15 protein-coding genes and 1 pseudogene are annotated in these 15,500 nt (G+C 71.8%); 10 read left to right on the top strand and 6 right to left on the bottom strand.

Features of this window, described 5'->3' with window-relative positions; all coding sequences use genetic code 11:
* The first annotated feature begins 370 nt into the window (after positions 1-370).
* Complete coding sequence (locus AMK10_RS19420) at positions 371-1,168, top strand: helix-turn-helix domain-containing protein (protein WP_073749065.1); 798 nt, start codon at positions 371-373, stop codon at positions 1,166-1,168.
* On the opposite strand, the gene AMK10_RS19415 is transcribed toward AMK10_RS19420, so the two are convergent.
* A complete protein-coding gene (locus AMK10_RS19415; protein ID WP_073749064.1) occupies positions 1,158-1,571 on the bottom strand; it encodes a hypothetical protein in 414 nt (137 codons plus the stop codon). The two genes, AMK10_RS19420 and AMK10_RS19415, sit on opposite strands and share 11 nt — an antisense overlap.
* A gap of 361 nt (positions 1,572-1,932) precedes the next feature.
* Here AMK10_RS19415 and AMK10_RS38695 point away from each other — a divergent pair.
* Positions 1,933-2,213: pseudogene (locus AMK10_RS38695) on the top strand (hypothetical protein); the annotation flags it as partial.
* Between the two features lie 5 nt (positions 2,214-2,218).
* Positions 2,219-3,574 carry a DUF11 domain-containing protein gene (locus AMK10_RS19410; RefSeq protein WP_241839583.1) on the top strand — a complete coding sequence of 452 codons (1,356 nt, stop codon included), beginning with the start codon at positions 2,219-2,221 and terminating at the stop codon, positions 3,572-3,574.
* Positions 3,575-3,858: 284 nt separating this feature from the next.
* Here the strand turns inward: AMK10_RS19410 and AMK10_RS19405 are convergent, their stop codons facing one another.
* A complete protein-coding gene (locus AMK10_RS19405) occupies positions 3,859-5,055 on the bottom strand; it encodes an MBL fold metallo-hydrolase (RefSeq protein WP_073749062.1) in 1,197 nt (398 codons plus the stop codon).
* 147 nt (positions 5,056-5,202) lie between these two features.
* Positions 5,203-5,643: a PPOX class F420-dependent oxidoreductase gene (locus AMK10_RS19400; protein ID WP_073749061.1), complete on the bottom strand. Its 441-nt coding sequence runs from the start codon at positions 5,641-5,643 to the stop codon at positions 5,203-5,205.
* A 185-nt stretch (positions 5,644-5,828) separates the two neighbouring features.
* Here AMK10_RS19400 and AMK10_RS19395 point away from each other — a divergent pair, with 185 nt between their 5' ends.
* The gene (locus tag AMK10_RS19395) at positions 5,829-7,028 is read left to right on the top strand and encodes a Glu/Leu/Phe/Val dehydrogenase dimerization domain-containing protein (protein ID WP_073749060.1); all 1,200 of its coding nucleotides are present in this window, start codon (positions 5,829-5,831) and stop codon (positions 7,026-7,028) included.
* Between the two features lie 57 nt (positions 7,029-7,085).
* Positions 7,086-7,697 carry a TetR/AcrR family transcriptional regulator gene (locus AMK10_RS19390; protein ID WP_267078534.1) on the top strand — a complete coding sequence of 204 codons (612 nt, stop codon included), beginning with the start codon at positions 7,086-7,088 and terminating at the stop codon, positions 7,695-7,697.
* Between the two features lie 53 nt (positions 7,698-7,750).
* Here AMK10_RS19390 and AMK10_RS19385 read toward each other — a convergent pair whose 3' ends face one another.
* The 3 genes from AMK10_RS19385 to AMK10_RS19375 form a co-directional block, all read right to left on the bottom strand.
* The gene (locus tag AMK10_RS19385) at positions 7,751-8,752 is read right to left on the bottom strand and encodes a DUF6745 domain-containing protein (protein WP_073749059.1); all 1,002 of its coding nucleotides are present in this window, start codon (positions 8,750-8,752) and stop codon (positions 7,751-7,753) included.
* Between the two features lie 108 nt (positions 8,753-8,860).
* Positions 8,861-9,187 (bottom strand): hypothetical protein, encoded by a 327-nt coding sequence (locus AMK10_RS19380; RefSeq protein WP_073749058.1) that lies wholly within the window; start codon positions 9,185-9,187, stop codon positions 8,861-8,863.
* 230 nt (positions 9,188-9,417) lie between these two features.
* Positions 9,418-9,963, bottom strand: a complete 546-nt coding sequence (locus AMK10_RS19375) for an SMI1/KNR4 family protein (RefSeq protein ID WP_073749057.1) — start codon at positions 9,961-9,963, stop codon at positions 9,418-9,420.
* A gap of 151 nt (positions 9,964-10,114) precedes the next feature.
* Between AMK10_RS19375 and AMK10_RS19370 the strand changes: the two genes are divergently transcribed.
* From AMK10_RS19370 to AMK10_RS19350, 5 genes are all read left to right on the top strand, one after another.
* Positions 10,115-11,071: an STM4015 family protein gene (locus AMK10_RS19370; RefSeq protein ID WP_073749056.1), complete on the top strand. Its 957-nt coding sequence runs from the start codon at positions 10,115-10,117 to the stop codon at positions 11,069-11,071.
* 7 nt (positions 11,072-11,078) lie between these two features.
* Positions 11,079-12,047: an STM4015 family protein gene (locus AMK10_RS19365; RefSeq protein WP_073749055.1), complete on the top strand. Its 969-nt coding sequence runs from the start codon at positions 11,079-11,081 to the stop codon at positions 12,045-12,047.
* Complete coding sequence (locus AMK10_RS19360; RefSeq protein ID WP_073749054.1) at positions 12,028-13,203, top strand: STM4014 family protein; 1,176 nt, start codon at positions 12,028-12,030, stop codon at positions 13,201-13,203. Before AMK10_RS19365 ends, AMK10_RS19360 begins: the two co-directional genes overlap by 20 nt.
* A gap of 106 nt (positions 13,204-13,309) precedes the next feature.
* A complete protein-coding gene (locus AMK10_RS19355) occupies positions 13,310-14,122 on the top strand; it encodes an STM4013/SEN3800 family hydrolase (RefSeq protein ID WP_073749053.1) in 813 nt (270 codons plus the stop codon).
* A complete protein-coding gene (locus tag AMK10_RS19350) occupies positions 14,119-15,498 on the top strand; it encodes an STM4012 family radical SAM protein (protein WP_073749052.1) in 1,380 nt (459 codons plus the stop codon). Before AMK10_RS19355 ends, AMK10_RS19350 begins: the two co-directional genes overlap by 4 nt.
* Positions 15,499-15,500 lie beyond the last annotated feature (2 nt).

Genomic DNA, 15,500 nt, shown 5'->3' with positions numbered 1-15,500 from the left:
TGTCCGTAGCCGCTACAGCGCCCCGCGCGGCAGGCGCGGAGCCGCAAGGGCGCGAAGGCCCCGTGATCCCGGCATCAGGCCGTTGTCCGGCGGCCCGTGTCCGGCGTCCCGTCCAGATCTCGTCGGAACCTGTGCTGGTAGGCGGCCAAGAGCAGAGGCAGGGCGTGGCTGGGGACACCGTCGAGCTGGACGTGGATCCCTTGTAGCCGGTGGGGGCGGGGCGAGTGATGAAGGAACGGGCCGGGAGGGTCTCCGAGGGGAGGCGGTGCGAGGCCCCGACTGACGCCACCGCCCGGCCGGATCACCGCGGGGCTGGGGGCTCCATGCCGCCGTGCAGCTGCGGTCAGGACCAGCGCGCTACGGTGGCAGCATGACCCCAACTGCCCAGGTGAGTACGGGAGTAGGACCACTGCTACGCGGCTGGCGTGAGCGCCGCCGTCTCAGCCAGCTGGAGCTCGCACTGCGCGCCGACTCCTCGGCCCGGCACATCAGCTTCGTCGAGACGGGCCGTTCACGCCCCAGCCAGGACATGATCCTGCGGCTGTCCGAGCATCTGGACATTCCGGTGCGAGAGCGTAACTCTTTGCTTCTGGCTGCCGGTTACGCCCCTACCTACCCGGAGACTCCGCTCGACGACCCGGCGTTGGAGACCCTGCACTCCGGGCTCCTGCAACTGCTCGCCGGGTACGAGCCGTACCCGGCGCTCGTGGTCGACGCGACCTACAACGTGGTCGCAGCCAACAACGGCATCGCGATGATCCTGGAGGGCGTGCCGGAGCGGCTGCTCGCTCCCCCGCTCAACGCCATGCATCTCACTCTCCATCCTGAGGGCCTCGCGTCGAAGATCCGTAATCTGCGGGAGTGGCGCGGCCACCTCCTCGCCCAGATGGAGCGGCAGATCGCCTTGGTCCGCTCGGACGCGCTGCGCGATCTGTACGAGGAGGTGTCGGCGTATCCGGTGCGGGAGGCGGGTACCGAACCGACCGAGCCGGTGCCGTACTTCGCTCTGCCGCTCCAGATCGAGCACGACGGAAGGGTGCTGTCGTTCATCTCGTCGATCTCGACCTTCAACACGCCCATGGATGTGACCGTGGCGGAGCTGGCCATCGAGACCTTCCTGCCTGCCGACCGGGCGACCGCCACCTATCTGCACTCGCTCAGCGGATGAGCCGTAGAGCCCCGAACTGCAGGGCCGCGAAGCCCCCCACGGTGCCCGCCTGCATCAGTCCCCACACCACGCCGGTCGTGGTCGGCGTGAGCCAGAGGGCGAGTGCGGCAAGGCTGGCCGCCACCCAGACAACGTTCATGTCGATCACCACCCGGGTGAGGAAGCCGGAGGGCTCGCGGCGGGAGGCGAGCCAGCCGACGTCGGCGGCGTACGCCAGGAGGAAGACGCCGAGCCAGAGCAGCAGCGTCGGGTCGACGCCCAGCAGACGGCCCAGCGGTCCGGACGCTGCCACGTAGGCGAGCCCGTTCACCCCGGTGACCACGGCGTCAAGGGCGAGGAAGCGGCGCAGCATGCCGAGTGGCTCGGCGGTGCGGGCGACAGCGGAAAGGGTGGTCGCGGACATCGGAGATCAGCCTCCATCGGGTGCGTACACGCTGGTCGGGAGCCGCGTCCCGAGGTGGCCGCAGCCGCCTCGGAACCCGGTGGGACCACCATGCCCGTCGACGTGAAGCGAGGCGATTACCCCAGAGGTAATACAAGGTTGATGGCTGTCGGCCGGGTGCGGGGCCGGCGGCGGGGGCGTGCGGTGGGCGCGGGAATGATCGAGGAAGGGCAGGATGACTGGTCGAGACAGCGAGTGCCAGCTCCTGAACGGCGGCACTCTCGTCGGCACGATCACCGTCGACGAGGCAGGCATGCCGTGGCAGCGTGGACACTTCTTCCCCGAGCCTGACTTCAGCCAGTTCAGGCCCTGGTTCGAAAAATCCCCCTACGGGGCCCGCCCCGACAGGATCACCGGCACCCAGCCGGCCATCGCCCATCTCCTCGTCGAGGGCCATGTCGACGAAGCGATCGCCCGCCGCCTCGGCATGAAGGTCCGCCTGCCGCAGCCACATCGCCGAAACTCTCCGCCGCCCTCGGCAGCCAAGCCCACCTCGGCCACCTCATCGCCCACTCGGGCATCCCAACGACCGCACGGCGGACCCGGCGGACTGAAACCGGCGCTCCTCCCCCTACAACCATCCGCCGATCTCCGCTGTCTTGATCCCAGTGAAGAAGACGCTCATCGCCTCCGCCGCCGCACTCGGCGCACTCGCCGCCGTCACCGGCCCGGCCGCGGCCCCCGCCGCGGCCGCCTCCGACGCCCTGTGGCTCTGGTCCGACCCGTACGAGATCACCCTCGCGGGCCCGTCCGAGGACGGCTCCCCCGCACCGTCGCAGTCACTGACCGTGCAGATCAGCCACGACAACACGGCGACCACCGTCCCGGCCGGCACGCTCACCGTCGACGCCTCCGGAGTCGCCTCGTTCGCCGAGGTCACCTGGCCCGCGAACTGCCGCCCGGAGAACGAGACCACCGCCGTCTGCACCACCCCCGAACTCCCCGGCGGCGCCAACGCCCCTGCCGCGCAGATCGGCCTGACCACCAAGCCGGACGCCACCGACGGCAACGACGGCTACGTCCGCTACACCGCCCAGGCCGGCGGCATGAACGCCTACCCGGGTGAGACCTACGTCGCCGTCAACGACGGCCCCGCGCTCGGCCTCACCCAGGCCGAGTACCGCACCGGCATGGCACCCGACCAGCCCTTCGACTCCCCCGTCGTCCTCGGCAACCAGGGCAACCGCACCGCCGACCGCACCCTGCTCACCGTCTTCACCTCCCGCGGCATCCGCCTCGGCATGTCCGTCCCCTCCAACTGCGAGTCCACGAACGCCGTTACCGGCCGTACGTTTCTCTGCGTCCTGGACGAGCGGACAACCCCGGGCTCCTACCACTCCCTCCCGCTGAAGTTCCGCACCAAGGACATCGCCCTCTTCGACCGCGTCGACTACTCTGCGCAGCCCTACTCCGAGCAGGCGCTCGCCGAGGCCCGCGCCGGCCGCACCTTCACCCAGGGCGCCGGCCCGGAGCTGAACCTCACCCCGGCCGCCGCCCCCTCCGACGAGCTCCAGCCGTACCGCAGCTTCACGGTGAAGACCGTCAACCAGGCCGACTACCGGCTGACCGCCTCCACCGTCTCCGGCGCGGCCGGCGACACCGTCCCCGCCACCGTCACCGTCCACAACGCGGGCCCCGCCTGGGTCGCCTCCCTCGGCGCGGGCGAACCCGCTGCGACCGTCGACATCGACATCCCCGCCGGCACCTCGGTCGCCTCCGCCCCCGACGCCTGTTGGTCCCAGTCCGAGACCCGCTACCGCTGCAACACCCCCATCTACCTCACCGAGTCCGGCAAGGCCGCCACCCACACCTTCGCCTTCACCCTCCACATCGACGAGGTCATACCGAACGCCACCGCCCGCGCCGCCGTCTACAACGACGCCTACGAACCCGCCGTCCGCACCTTCGACCCCGACCTGACGAACAACACGGCCACCCTCACCGTCAACCCCTCGACGAGCTGACGCACGCGCCCTCCGGCTGCCCGGCCCGGCCCTTGAGCCCGGCCCTGTACGAGCCGGGCAGCCGACCCCGCACCGCCCTTGTGACCCCCAGCCGCACCACCCGTGAGCGGCTGGCCCGCCCAGGGCGGAACGGGCCGGCACGGGCGGACCGCTGGGGCAGGCCCGGGAGACTGCGACACCTGTCGCATACAACTGGGTCACGACGATCTGCCCGTTCTCGCACATGCTGCCTCAAGCAATCGGCGGATCCGTCCCGGCCCGCTGCGGCAGCTCGGCGTCTGCCGTCACCGCTCGCCCGCGAGGTCCACTTCCTCCCGCTGCACCGGCGCCGGATCCGCCGCCTCCGCGCTCCGCCAGGGGCGCGCGATCGGCGCAGACACCGCGCGCCACCAGGCGTCCGAGGGGATCTCACCCGCAGGTTCGAACGGCTCGCCCGGCTGGGGGAACGCCACCGCCTGGCCGGCCTCCTCGGCGGCGTCCTTCATCCACTCCCCGGGCTCCGACCACGGGTGCGGAGCGAGATTGAAGGTGCCCCAGTGGATCGGCAGCAGCGCGCCGTGCGGCCTGCCGCCCTGGAGGTCCAGATGCGCCCGCACGCCCTCGGCGGGCGTCATGTGGATGTCGGGCCAGTACTCCGAATAGGCGCCGACCTGGATCATCGTCGCGTCGAAGGGGCCATGCTCGGCACCGATCTCCTTGAAGCCGGAGAAATAGCCGGTGTCCCCGCTGTGGTAGACCCGGTGCTCGGGGCCCGCGACGGCCCATGACGCCCAGAGGGTGTGCTGCTGGTTGCGCAGGCCGCGCCCGCAGAAGTGGCGTGCGGGCGTCGCGGTCAGGCTGATGCCCGCGATGTGCGCGGTCTCGTTCCAGTCGAGCTCGTGGATGCGGTCCAGGGGCACGCCCCAGCGTTCCAGGTGCGCGCCGACACCGAGCGGGACCGCGAAGACCGTGTCCGTGCCTGCCAGGGTCTTGATCGTGGGCAGGTCGAGGTGGTCGTAGTGGTCGTGCGAGATCACGATGACGTCGACGGGGCCGAGCGCCGCGAGCGGCAGCGGGACGGGGTGCAGCCGCTTGGGGCCCGCGAAGTCGAAGGGGGAGCATCGGTCGCCCCAGACCGGGTCGAAGAGCACCCTGCGGCCGTCGATCTCGGTGAGCACGCTGGAGTGACCCATCCAGGTCAGCCGGAGCCCCGTCGCGGGCGGGGCGGAGAGGTCGGCCAGTGTCGTGGCGTGGACGGGCACGGTGCCGAGCGGGGATCTGCGGGCCCGTTCCTCCTTGCGGAAGTAGCCCTTGGCGAATTCGATCATGGATCCGCTGGGCCTGGTCCGGGCACCCTCCGGGTTCTGGAAGACTCCGTCGGCGAAATTCGGCGAGCGGCGGATTCGCTCCATCCGGGCCCCGGCGGGGTCCGCCCCGAAGGCGTCGGGGCGCAGCGAACGGAGTCGCGCGCGGAGCGAGGGCTGGTTGTCGGCGCCGGTCACAGCATCTCCTGAGGGAGTCGGTGTCGTCTCATTATGGTCGGGAGGTGCGACAGGGCGCGGGCTCGACGCGGTCGCGCACTCCTGCGGAGCGGCGAGAGGGGCGGCGCGACGGGCTGCGGGGCCGGCGGCAGGGTGAGCGGTGTGGCGTCAGACACGCGGCTGCCCGTACACATGCTCGATTCGCAGGGTGAGGAGGACCCTGCAGTCCTGGACCATCGCCCTTCGGTAGTCGTCCCAGTCCGGATGCTCGCCGCGGACGTCGCGGTAGAGCGTGATCAGCTGCTCCACGGTCTCGTCGTGGGGATCGGCCGCGGGCGGGGTCAGCTCGGCGGTGGCGTCGGCGACGGCCCAGGCCCACCGGTCGTCGCTGGTCACGTGGTAGCTCGCCCGGGGGTCCCTGCGGAGGTTGCGGGTCTTGGCCCGGCCCTCGGTGATGGACACCCGGATCACACCTTCGCCCGGGTAGTAGGCGTGGTTCACGTTGGACAGCTGGGGCCTGCCGTCGCGCTTGAGCGTGACCAGCACCCCGCCGTCGTGCTCGCCGAAGAGTCGGAGCAGGGCCTCGCGTCCGGGTTCGATGTCCGTCATGCCAACTCCAACGTCCGTGCCCGCCGGAGGATTCCACATTCGGCGGACGGTGATGTCACATCCTGACGACGCCACGTTGACAGGCGCGGCGCACCATCCTGATACTGACCCGCTGTTCAGTAAATACACCCAGGAGATCCCGGAGAGTCCACACCAGGAGCTCCACCGGATCCAGGAGCCGCCCGATGACCGACCCCTCCCCCGCCCCTCTGATCTCGCTGACCTGGACGGACCACGTCACAGGCACCAAGGGGTATCTGGTCGTCGACCGGCTCGTACGGGGCGTGTCGAGCGGCGGGCTGCGCATGCGGGAGGGCTGCACCCTCGCCGAGGTGACCGGTCTGGCCAGGGGCATGAGCATGAAGGAGGCCCTGCACTACGACGCCGACGACGCCCGGGCGCGGTACATCCCACTGGGCGGCGCCAAGGGAGGCATCGACTGCGACCCCCGCGACCCTCGTGCCTACGGGGTCCTCGTCCGCTATCTGCGGGCGGTGCGGCCGTACGTGGAGAGCGTCTGGACGACCGGCGAGGATCTCGGGCTCAGCCAGGACCTGGTCGACCGGGCGGCGGCGGAGGCCGGGCTCGTGTCCACGATCCAGGCGGTCTATCCGCTGCTGGACGACGAGGCGGCGGCCCGCCGACGCCTGGCGGACGCCTTCGCCGTCACGGTGGACGGGATCGGTCTCGACGAGCTGGTCGGCGGCTGCGGGGTGGCGGAAGCCGCGCTGGTGGCACTGGACCGGGCCGGCCTGGCCCCCGGGGACGCCCGGGTCTCCGTGCAGGGGCTCGGCACCATGGGAGGGGCCACGGCACGTTTCCTCGCCGGGGCGGGACTCACCGTCGTCGCGGTCGCCGACGTCAAGGGCACGATCGCCAATCCGGCGGGCCTGGACGTCGAAGCGCTGCTGGTCGCACGGGACGCGCACGGGACGGTGGACCGCTCGGTACTGCGGGAGGCCGACCGGGAGCTGCCGGCCGACGCCTGGCTGGCCGCCGATGCCGACGTACTCGTACCCGCCGCCGTGTCCTACGCCGTGGACGCGGTGAACCAGGCCTCGGTCAGGGCACGTTGGGTGGTCGAAGCGGCGAACATGCCGGTGCTGCCCGAGGCGGAGGCGCTGCTCGCCCGGCGCGGGATCACCGTGCTGCCCGATGTCGTCGTCAACTCCGGTACGAACGCGTGGTGGTGGTGGACACTGTTCGGGGACGTCGGCGCCGATGCCGATGAGGCGTTCGGGCACACCCGCCGCGCGATGCGCGCCCTCGTCGGCCGTGTCCTGGAGCGCGCCGACGCGGAAGGGATCGCACCGCGGGAGGCCGCGCACGCGCTCGTCGCGGACCGGCTGCCGTTGATGGCGGAGCGGTTCGGCTGGTACCGCTGAGATCCACGGGGCCGGACGGTCCCGTGTCCGGCACGGGGCGTTGGTTAGGGTGAACGCGTGGCGAGAGTGCGGCTGAGCGTGGCGGAACGTCGTGAAGAACTCCTGCGCGCTGCCGTCGAACAGATCGAGGTGCGGGGCGTCGCGGCTGTCCGGATCGCCGACGTCGCCTCCGTCCTCGGGGTGAGCAACGCCCTGGTGCTCTACCACTTCTCGTCCAAGGAGAAGCTGATGGCCGCCGCGTTCGCGTACGCCGCGGAGGCCGACCTCGCCCATCTGCGCAGGCTGCTGACGCGCCGCACCAGCGCGGTGCGACGGCTGCGCGCAGCCGTTCGCTGGTACGCCCCCACCGGTCAGGCCAAGGGCTGGCGCCTGTGGATCGAGGGCTGGGCGTCCTCTCTGCGCGACCCGGCACTGCGCGAGGTCGCCGGTGATCTCGATCAGCAGTGGAAGGCGGAGCTGGCCGAGGTCATCGAGGAGGGCGCGGCGGGCGGTGAGTTCCACTGCGACGACCCGATGTCGGTCGCCTGGCGCCTCACCGCGCTGCTGGACGGTCTGGCCGTCCAGATGACGTCGTACGCGGGTCCGCTCTCCCGGGCCACGATGCTGCAGTGGGCCGAGGAGGCGCTCGCCCGCGAACTCGGCATCGATCACGAGGTCCTGACCAGCTGACGACGTCCGGCCGCCGGCCCGCCGGTCCGGCGCTGACCCGGCCCTCGCCCCGATCAGGTCTGGCGCACCGGGGCGTAGGCCTCTCCTTCTAGCCCGAAGGTCCACGCGACGCCCTCCTTCGATGTCCGGATCCTCGGCGGTACCCGCAGCCAGTAGGTGCGGTGGGTTCCGTCGGGCTCCGGGGTGGAGTTGACGACCTCGACCATCACGACGTCCTCGTCCCCTTCCATCGCGATGCGCCAGAGGATGCCCGTCTCGTCGCGATGCACCGGTTCGGCGCCCGATTCGGTGAGATAGCGGTCGTAGCCGTAGTACTCGAGCATCACCCGGCGCAGCTCGGCGTTCTCCTCGGCCCTGATCCGCTCGGGAGTCAGTCCCGACAGGCCTTCCAGGAACTCCACCGGCACGGGCATCCCGCGCCAGGCGTACAGGGAGAAGCCGTCGGGGTAGGCCAGCGCCGGGCCGTCACCCCTGTCGAGCCGCCCCGCCTCGTCGCGGTGGAGTACCGACGGGCGTTCGCTGATGACCACGGCGCGCTCGTACGGCCACCACCAGCCGGCGTTCCTCGCGACCTCCGCCAGCCCCGTCAACCGGTCGCCCCGGCCGTCGAAGGCGGCGAGCCAGGCGGCGTCGTGCTGGCCGAGGACCGCGTCGAGCAGCACCAGGCGTACGTCCGGCTCGTCCTCGGGCCGGGTGGTGAGCTCGGCGACGACACCCGTGCGTATCCGCTCGGCCAGCCCGGCCGTGGTCTCCCACAGCTGGGCGCCGGTGGCGGACCACAGCGACGACCAGCCGGCCGGGCCGAGTTCGTCGTACACCCGGCGCCGCTCCGCCGCCCAGGGGCGGGTGCGGACCTCTTCGCGGACCGAGCGCCCCGCGTCCGTCAACTTCTCCACCACCTCGACGGCCGCCTTCGGCGAGTCGGTCCAGATGATGCGCTCGGGCTCGGCGAGCCCCGCGGTGCGGTAGGCGAGCCGCACCCCGTCCTCCGCGGCGCTCCGGTCGCCCCGGCCCGTCGCCGCCGCCACGGCCCGCCACGCGTTCACGTACTGCATCGGTATTCCCCGTCCCCTGTTCCTGGTCCTGTTCCCTGACCGCGCGTCACCGCGCGACCGTCCGCACCTCACGGCACCACTGCGCACCATCGCCCCGCCGCGCGGGCCTCAGTCCGCGACGATCCTGACCGCACCCGGGGCGTACTCCCGCTGGCGCACCACACGGAACCAGCCCGTCGGCAGTGCTATCGCCGCGTGCTCCTCGTGCACCACGCGTCCGCCCTCGGGGAGATGGAGCAGCATCGGACCGAACGTCCCGGCCTCCCGCATGAGCCTGCCCGGTCCCTGCACGGCGTGCGCGTGTCCCGTGACCTCGCCCAGCGCGAGCACGAGCCTCCCGCGCCCGTCACGCGGTTCACCCGGTGCTTCGAGGAAGTGCGCGGGCACCTCCGACTCCCCCAGCGCCACGATCAGTACGTCACCCTGCCGGTACACAGATGTCTCCCCTCCGTCCCGGCACCCTCTGTGCCGGTCACAGGTAAAACGCTACGAGAGGGGTCTGACATCGATGCTCGTGGCGGGGTCCCGGTGGTCGCGGCCGAAGGGCCGACGGATGCCCGACTGGGCTGTCCCGCCCATCGGGACCGGCTGATCCGGGGCCTGTCCGACGGGTCCCGCGACCCGCCGTGCCCGGGATGCTTCCGGCCGGTGCGGGGCGAGGAACATCAGTGCGGACGTGCCTCCGACGGGCCGTCGTCCGCGCGATCGAGGTCGGGTCCGAGCGACTCGGACGCCGTCAGCCGCTCGGCGAACATCCGGAAGTCGGCAGCCAGCGGGAGCTCCGTGCCGTCCTCCACGTCGAACCAGGTCACGGACGGCTCGCCCCGCCGCCCGCACGCCCGGTAGTCGAGAGCGACCCAGCAGTGGCCGTCCCCGGACAGCAGGACCAGAGGGGACGGCAGACCCCACTCCTCGATCAGGTAGGCAGAGTCCAGCAGCGACACCTGGCCGTCCTCACGGCCGATGCCCATCATCTCGTCGAACGGGACATGGTCCTCGCTCCACGACGTCGGCCCATCGGTAGGGATCGCGTTCCACGCGTCCGCCACCACACCTCCGTTCCGGACCCGCAGGACCTCCAGCAACGCGGTCGGCAGACGGACACCGAGCAGACGCTCTGCGTCCTCCACGGCCTCGTCGGTCAACGGCGGCTGGGCCCCGTACAGTCCGTCGCCCCAGAATGTCGCCCTGACCTCATCGAACCCCGTCACGGACGCATCCTAGGGGCCGCACCCGCTTGACGATCCATGGGCTTCGACCGGCGGCCCGAGGGTGCTGCGGCTGGCCCGGTCGCGCCGTTGTCAGTGGCACTTGATAAACCTTGCGGACATCAGCCGTCCCCACTATCAGGAGCTCAGTGCCATGTCCGACGCGGACCGTCTGCACGAGTTGCTCGGCCTTCCGGCCGTCGATTTCCAGCGCGAGACCGATGGATCGGCCCGTCCCGCGGCCGACTCGGCGGCCTGGCGCATCAGCGTCGACCCCTACAGCGACGACCGGAACGGGCCGTGGGAGGAGGAGTTCGCGGCGTTCCTCGACGCCGTCGATCCTTCCGGAGTCGAGGCCCTGATCATCGGTCAGTGGGGCGAGACGTACGAGACGGACTCGTCCCACCCCATCGGCCTCGTCACCGCCGCCGCCGACCGGCTCACCTCGCTCAAGGCGGTGTTCGTCGGGGATCTGATGGCGGAGGAGGCCGAGATCTCGTGGATCGAGCACTCGGACGTCACCGTGCTGCTCACCGCCTTCCCCGGCCTGACGCATCTCGGTGTGCGCGGCGGCACCGGCCTGCTGTTCCCGCCCGTCAAGCACGAGTCCCTGCGGTCGCTCACCATCGAGAGCGGCGGACTCCCGGCGGAGGCGCTGCGCGGCGTCCTGGACAGCGAGCTCCCGGCACTGGAGAGGCTGGACCTCTGGCTCGGTGTCTCCGCGTACGGGGGTGACGTGGTCCTCCCCGATCTGGCGCCCCTGCTCGCCGGTACCCGGTTCCCGCGGCTGCACCACCTCGGCCTTCGCAACAGCGAGTTGCAGAACGAGATCGCGGTGGCGATCGGGGCCGCGCCGGTCGTCGCGCAGCTCCGTACCCTCGATCTGTCGAACGGCACGCTCGGCGACGAGGGCGCGGCCGCCCTGCTCGAAGGCCAGCCGCTCACCCATCTCACGTCGCTCGACCTGCACCACCACTTCCTGACCGTCCCGATGGAGACCCGGCTCGCCGAGGCGCTGGAGCCGTACGGTGTGTCCGTCGATCTTTCGGGGCGCAACGAGCCGTGGGGCGGCCGTGGGATCGAAGGCCGCTACACCGCGGTCGCGGAGTGATGGCGCGATGATCGACATCACTCACCCCGACACCTTCCACGGCCTGCCGGTCCACACCCTGACCCTGCCGGACGGCCCGGACGCGGCAGCGCTCCCCGAGGCCGACGGGGTGGCATGGCGGCTGGACTGCCAGTGGGACGAGTCGGAGTTCGGGGCGGTCTGGCAGCACTTCCTCACGTCGGTCGATCCCGGCCGGGTCCGCGCCCTGCTGATAGGCCCCTGGTGGGAGGAGGACTACGTCAACTTCTCCCCGGTGGTCGAGGCGATCGTCTCGGACGCTCACCGCTTCCCGGCGCTGCGCGCGTTGTTCCTCGCCGATGTGGTGAGCGAGGAGTGCGAGCTCTCCTGGCTGGAGATGTGCGACATCACTCCGGTGCTGGAGGCGCTCCCTCTCCTTGAGGAACTGACCGTGCGCGGCTGCGGGAGCTGGAGTCCCGAGGAGGAGCAGCTCCGGCTGCGCCCGGTCCGCCATCAGGCGCTGCGGTCGCTTCGATTCGAGTCCGGCGGCCTGCCCGGCCATGTCGTGAGCGCGGTGGGGGCGTGCGATCTGCCCGCCCTGGAGCATCTGGAGTTCTGGTTCGGCTCCGCGTCGTACGGCGGTGACGCCACGGTGGCGGATCTGGCCCCCGTGCTGTCCGGCGCCGCGCTGCCCCGGCTGCGCCATCTCGGGCTGCAGAACAGCGAGATCCAGGACGAGATCGCGGCAGCCGTCGCCTCCGCCCCGGTGGTCGCCCGGCTGGACTCGCTCTCGCTCTCGATGGGCACCCTCGGCGACACGGGCGCGCAGGCCCTGCTCGACGGCCAGCCGCTCGTCCATCTGTCGGCGCTGGATCTGCGCCACCACTACCTCTCGGCCCCGTTCGTCTCCCGCGTCCAGGATCTCTGCGCCCGGGCCGGTGTCCGTGTCGATCTGGCCGAGGCGGAGGACTGGGACCCCGAGGACGACGAGTCCCGTTATGTCGCCGTCAGCGAGTAGCGCGACGCCGCGGCTCGCGGTGGTCGGCATCCCCTCCAACCGCCGGGTCGGCCTCTTCCAGGAGGCCGTACGGGCGGCGGGGCTGCCGGCCGCGCGCGTGGTGCCGTGGCTGGAGGTACTGCGCGGCGGGCCGTCCTTCCTGCCGGGCGAGACGGTGCGCATCGAGTCGCCCGGTGAGGACGCCGAGGTGGACCGCCTGCTGCGCGGGGCCGACGACCCCACGAGGGTGGAGGGTTCGGCCCTCTGGTACGCCCGCTTCACCTCGGCCGTACGGGACATCGCCCGGGCTGCCACGACGGCGGGGGCCGTGCTGCTGGACGGCCCCCGGGACATCGAGGTGCTGTTCGACAAGCGGCTCTGCCACGGCGTACTGGACGCTGCGGGGGTCCCGGTGCCGGACTCCCCCACGTCCGGGCCCGACGCGGCCCCCGTGCGGGGCTGGGCGGATGTGCGCCGGCTGATGGCGGATCACCGCATGCCAAGGGTGTTCCTGAAGCCCGCGCACGGCTCCTCCGCCTCGGGGGTGGTGGCCCTGGAGACGGCCGGGCCCGGCAGGCTGCGGGCGTCCACCTCCGTCGAGCGTGACGAGGAGGGCAGGCTCTTCAACTCGCTGCGGGTGTGCCGCCTCACGTCGGAGCACGAGGTGGGGGCCCTCGTCGACGCCCTGGCCCCGGACGGGCTGCACATCGAACGCTGGCTGCCGAAGGCGTCCCAGGGCGGTCGGGTCGCCGACCTCCGGGTCGTGGTGGTGGCCGGCCGGGCGACGCACGCCGTCGTGCGGACCAGCCGCTCCCCGATGACCAATCTGCATCTCGGCGGGACCCGCGGTGACCTGGACCAGGTGCGGGCCGCCGTGGAGGACGCGGGAGGCAGTTGGCGCGCCGCACTGGCCGTGTGCGAGGAGGCGGCGGCGTGCTTCCCGGACACGCTGTGCGTGGGCGTCGATCTGCTGCCCGCGACCGGCTGGCGCCGCTTCGCGGTCGGCGAGGCCAATGCCTTCGGCGACCTCCTGCCGCGCCTGACGGGCCTGCCGGGCAGCGGCGCGGAGGGCCTGGACACCTATGGCGCGCAGATCGCCTCCCTACTGGACCGAACAAGGAACGACCGAGCAAGGAACGACCGAGCGAGGAACGACCGTGTCACCGACACCCGCTGAAACACCGGCCCGTGATGCGCGGACCGCTGCCCCCGCCGTGCCCACGGACCCGGGCACGACAACCGGCCCGGGAGCGACGGGCCCGGGCACGACGACCGACCCAGACATGAACGCGGTCGTGGGCAGTCACGACCTTCTGCTCGTCACCCTGGACACCCTGAGGTTCGACGTCGCCGAGGAGCTGGCCGCGGCCGGGCGCATCCCGAATCTGGTCCGGCATCTGCCCGGCGGCGTCTGGGAGAAGAGGCATGCGCCCGGCAGCTTCACCTACGCCTCCCACCAGGCGATATTCGCCGGCTTCCTGCCGACGCCCGCCGCGCCGGGCCCTCACCCGAGGCTGTTCGCCGCGCGTTTCGCCGGAAGCGAGTCCACCGCCGAGCACACCTTCGTCCACGACACGCCCGACATCCTCTCGGGCCTGGCCGAGGTCGGCTATCGCACGGTGTGCGTCGGTGGTGTCGGCTTCTTCAACCGCCGCCCGCCGCTCGGCTCGGTGCTGCCCGGCATGTTCCAGGAGAGCCACTGGGAGCCCGGGTTCGGCGTCGCCTCGCCGACGTCCTTCGAGGACCAGGTCGCGTGCGCCGAGCGGGTCGTGGCGGGACTCCCCCGCGACCAGAAGCTGTTCCTCTTCGTCAATGTGTCGGCGCTGCACCAGCCCAACTGGTTCCACACGCCCGGCGCCGACGCCGGCGCCGGTGACTCCCGGGCCACCCACGCCGCCGCCCTGGAGTACGTGGACCGGCACATCGGGCGCCTCTTCACCGCCGCGAGCAGCCGCCGCAGGTGCTTCGCCATCGTCTGCTCCGATCACGGCACGGCCTACGGCGACGACGGATACACCGGTCACCGGCTCGGACACGAGGCCGTGTGGACCGTGCCCTACGCCCACTTCTTCCTCGAACCGGGGGCCACCCGATGACCGCCACCGCACACTCGACCGCGAACAGCACCGGCCCGTATCGCAGTTACGTCTACGCCTACCCGCACAAGACCGCCTACCGCCCGCTCGACGGGCACCCGGCGGGCAGGCCGTTGCTGAGCGAGCTCTGGGCGGCGGAACGCAAGGACGCGCTCTCCCTCTATCTCCACATACCGTTCTGCGAGATCCGCTGCGGCTTCTGCAATCTGTTCACCCGGATCGGTGCCCCGGACGAGCTGACGACGCGCTATCTCGACGCCCTCGACCGGCAGGCCACCGCCGTCCGGGACGCCTTGGGCGACGGTGAGCCGGTCCGGTTCGCCGCCGCCGCGTTCGGCGGTGGCACCCCCACCTTCCTCACCGCCGGCGAGCTGGAGCGCCTCTGCGACATCGCGGAGAAGCGGATGGGGGCCGACCTGCGTTCGGTGCCGCTCTCCGTCGAGACCTCGCCGTCGACGGCGACGGCGGACCGGCTGTCCGTGCTGGCCGACCGGGGCACCACCCGTATCAGCATCGGCGTGCAGAGCTTCGTCGACGCCGAGGCCCGCGCCGCGGTCCGCCCGCAGCACAGGTCCGAGGTCGAGGCGGCACTCGGCCGGATACGCGACGCCCGCATCCCGGTGCTCAACATCGATCTGATCTACGGCATCGAGGGCCAGACGGAGGCGAGCTGGCGCACCTCGCTGGACGCCGCCCTGGCCTGGCGTCCGGAGGAGCTGTATCTCTACCCGCTCTACGTACGCCCGCTGACCGGACTCGGGCGGCTGGGCACCGGGGCGGACGGGCCGGAAGACCCCGACGCCACGTGGGACGAGCAGCGGCTGCGGCTGTACCGCGCGGGCCGGGACCATCTCCTGGCCCAGGGGTACGAGCAGGTGTCGATGCGGATGTTCCGCCGTGCGGACGCCCCGCAGGCGGGCCCCGACGACTACGCCTGCCAGACGGACGGCATGATCGGGCTCGGCTGCGGCGCCCGCTCGTACACCTCCTCGCTGCACTACTCCTTCGACTACGCGGTGGAGATGCGGGAGATCCGGGGCATCATCGACGGCTTCACCACCACCGACGACTTCTCCCGGGCGGAGGTAGGCCGGTACGTCGACGGCGGCGAGGCCCGCAGGCGCCACCTCCTCCAGTCGCTCCTCCAGGCGCAGGGCATGCGGCCCGCCGAGTACCGCGAGCGTTTCGGCACGGATCCGTACGACGACTTCCCCGCCGAGCTGGCTCTCTTCACCGCGCGCGGCTGGCTGGACGAGGAGGCGCGCCCGGAGCTGCTGCGCCTCTCCCCCGAGGGCCTCGCCCACTCCGACGCGCTGGGCCCGGAGCTGTTCTCCCCCGAGGTGCGGGCCGCGATGGCCGCGTACGAGGCGAAGTGAGC

This window comes from Streptomyces sp. CB02058 (genome assembly GCF_001905505.1).
In the GTDB taxonomy this organism is placed as follows: domain Bacteria; phylum Actinomycetota; class Actinomycetes; order Streptomycetales; family Streptomycetaceae; genus Streptomyces.
The sequence above is the reverse complement of the archived record's forward strand: the minus strand, read 5'-3'. Positions and strand labels throughout refer to the sequence as shown.

What these genes read in the sequence shown, in the direction of transcription:
- AMK10_RS19420 (WP_073749065.1), top strand. Translation starts at nt 371, where the DNA reads ATGACCCCAACTGCCCAGGTGAGTACGGGAGTAGGACCACTGCTACGC.
- AMK10_RS19415 (WP_073749064.1), bottom strand. Translation starts at nt 1,571, where the DNA reads ATGTCCGCGACCACCCTTTCCGCTGTCGCCCGCACCGCCGAGCCACTC.
- AMK10_RS19400 (WP_073749061.1), bottom strand. Translation starts at nt 5,643, where the DNA reads ATGACGGACATCGAACCCGGACGCGAGGCCCTGCTCCGACTCTTCGGC.
- AMK10_RS19395 (WP_073749060.1), top strand. Translation starts at nt 5,829, where the DNA reads ATGACCGACCCCTCCCCCGCCCCTCTGATCTCGCTGACCTGGACGGAC.
- AMK10_RS19385 (WP_073749059.1), bottom strand. Translation starts at nt 8,752, where the DNA reads ATGCAGTACGTGAACGCGTGGCGGGCCGTGGCGGCGGCGACGGGCCGG.
- AMK10_RS19370 (WP_073749056.1), top strand. Translation starts at nt 10,115, where the DNA reads ATGTCCGACGCGGACCGTCTGCACGAGTTGCTCGGCCTTCCGGCCGTC.
- AMK10_RS19365 (WP_073749055.1), top strand. Translation starts at nt 11,079, where the DNA reads ATGATCGACATCACTCACCCCGACACCTTCCACGGCCTGCCGGTCCAC.
- AMK10_RS19360 (WP_073749054.1), top strand. Translation starts at nt 12,028, where the DNA reads ATGTCGCCGTCAGCGAGTAGCGCGACGCCGCGGCTCGCGGTGGTCGGC.
- AMK10_RS19355 (WP_073749053.1), top strand. Translation starts at nt 13,310, where the DNA reads ATGAACGCGGTCGTGGGCAGTCACGACCTTCTGCTCGTCACCCTGGAC.
- AMK10_RS19350 (WP_073749052.1), top strand. Translation starts at nt 14,119, where the DNA reads ATGACCGCCACCGCACACTCGACCGCGAACAGCACCGGCCCGTATCGC.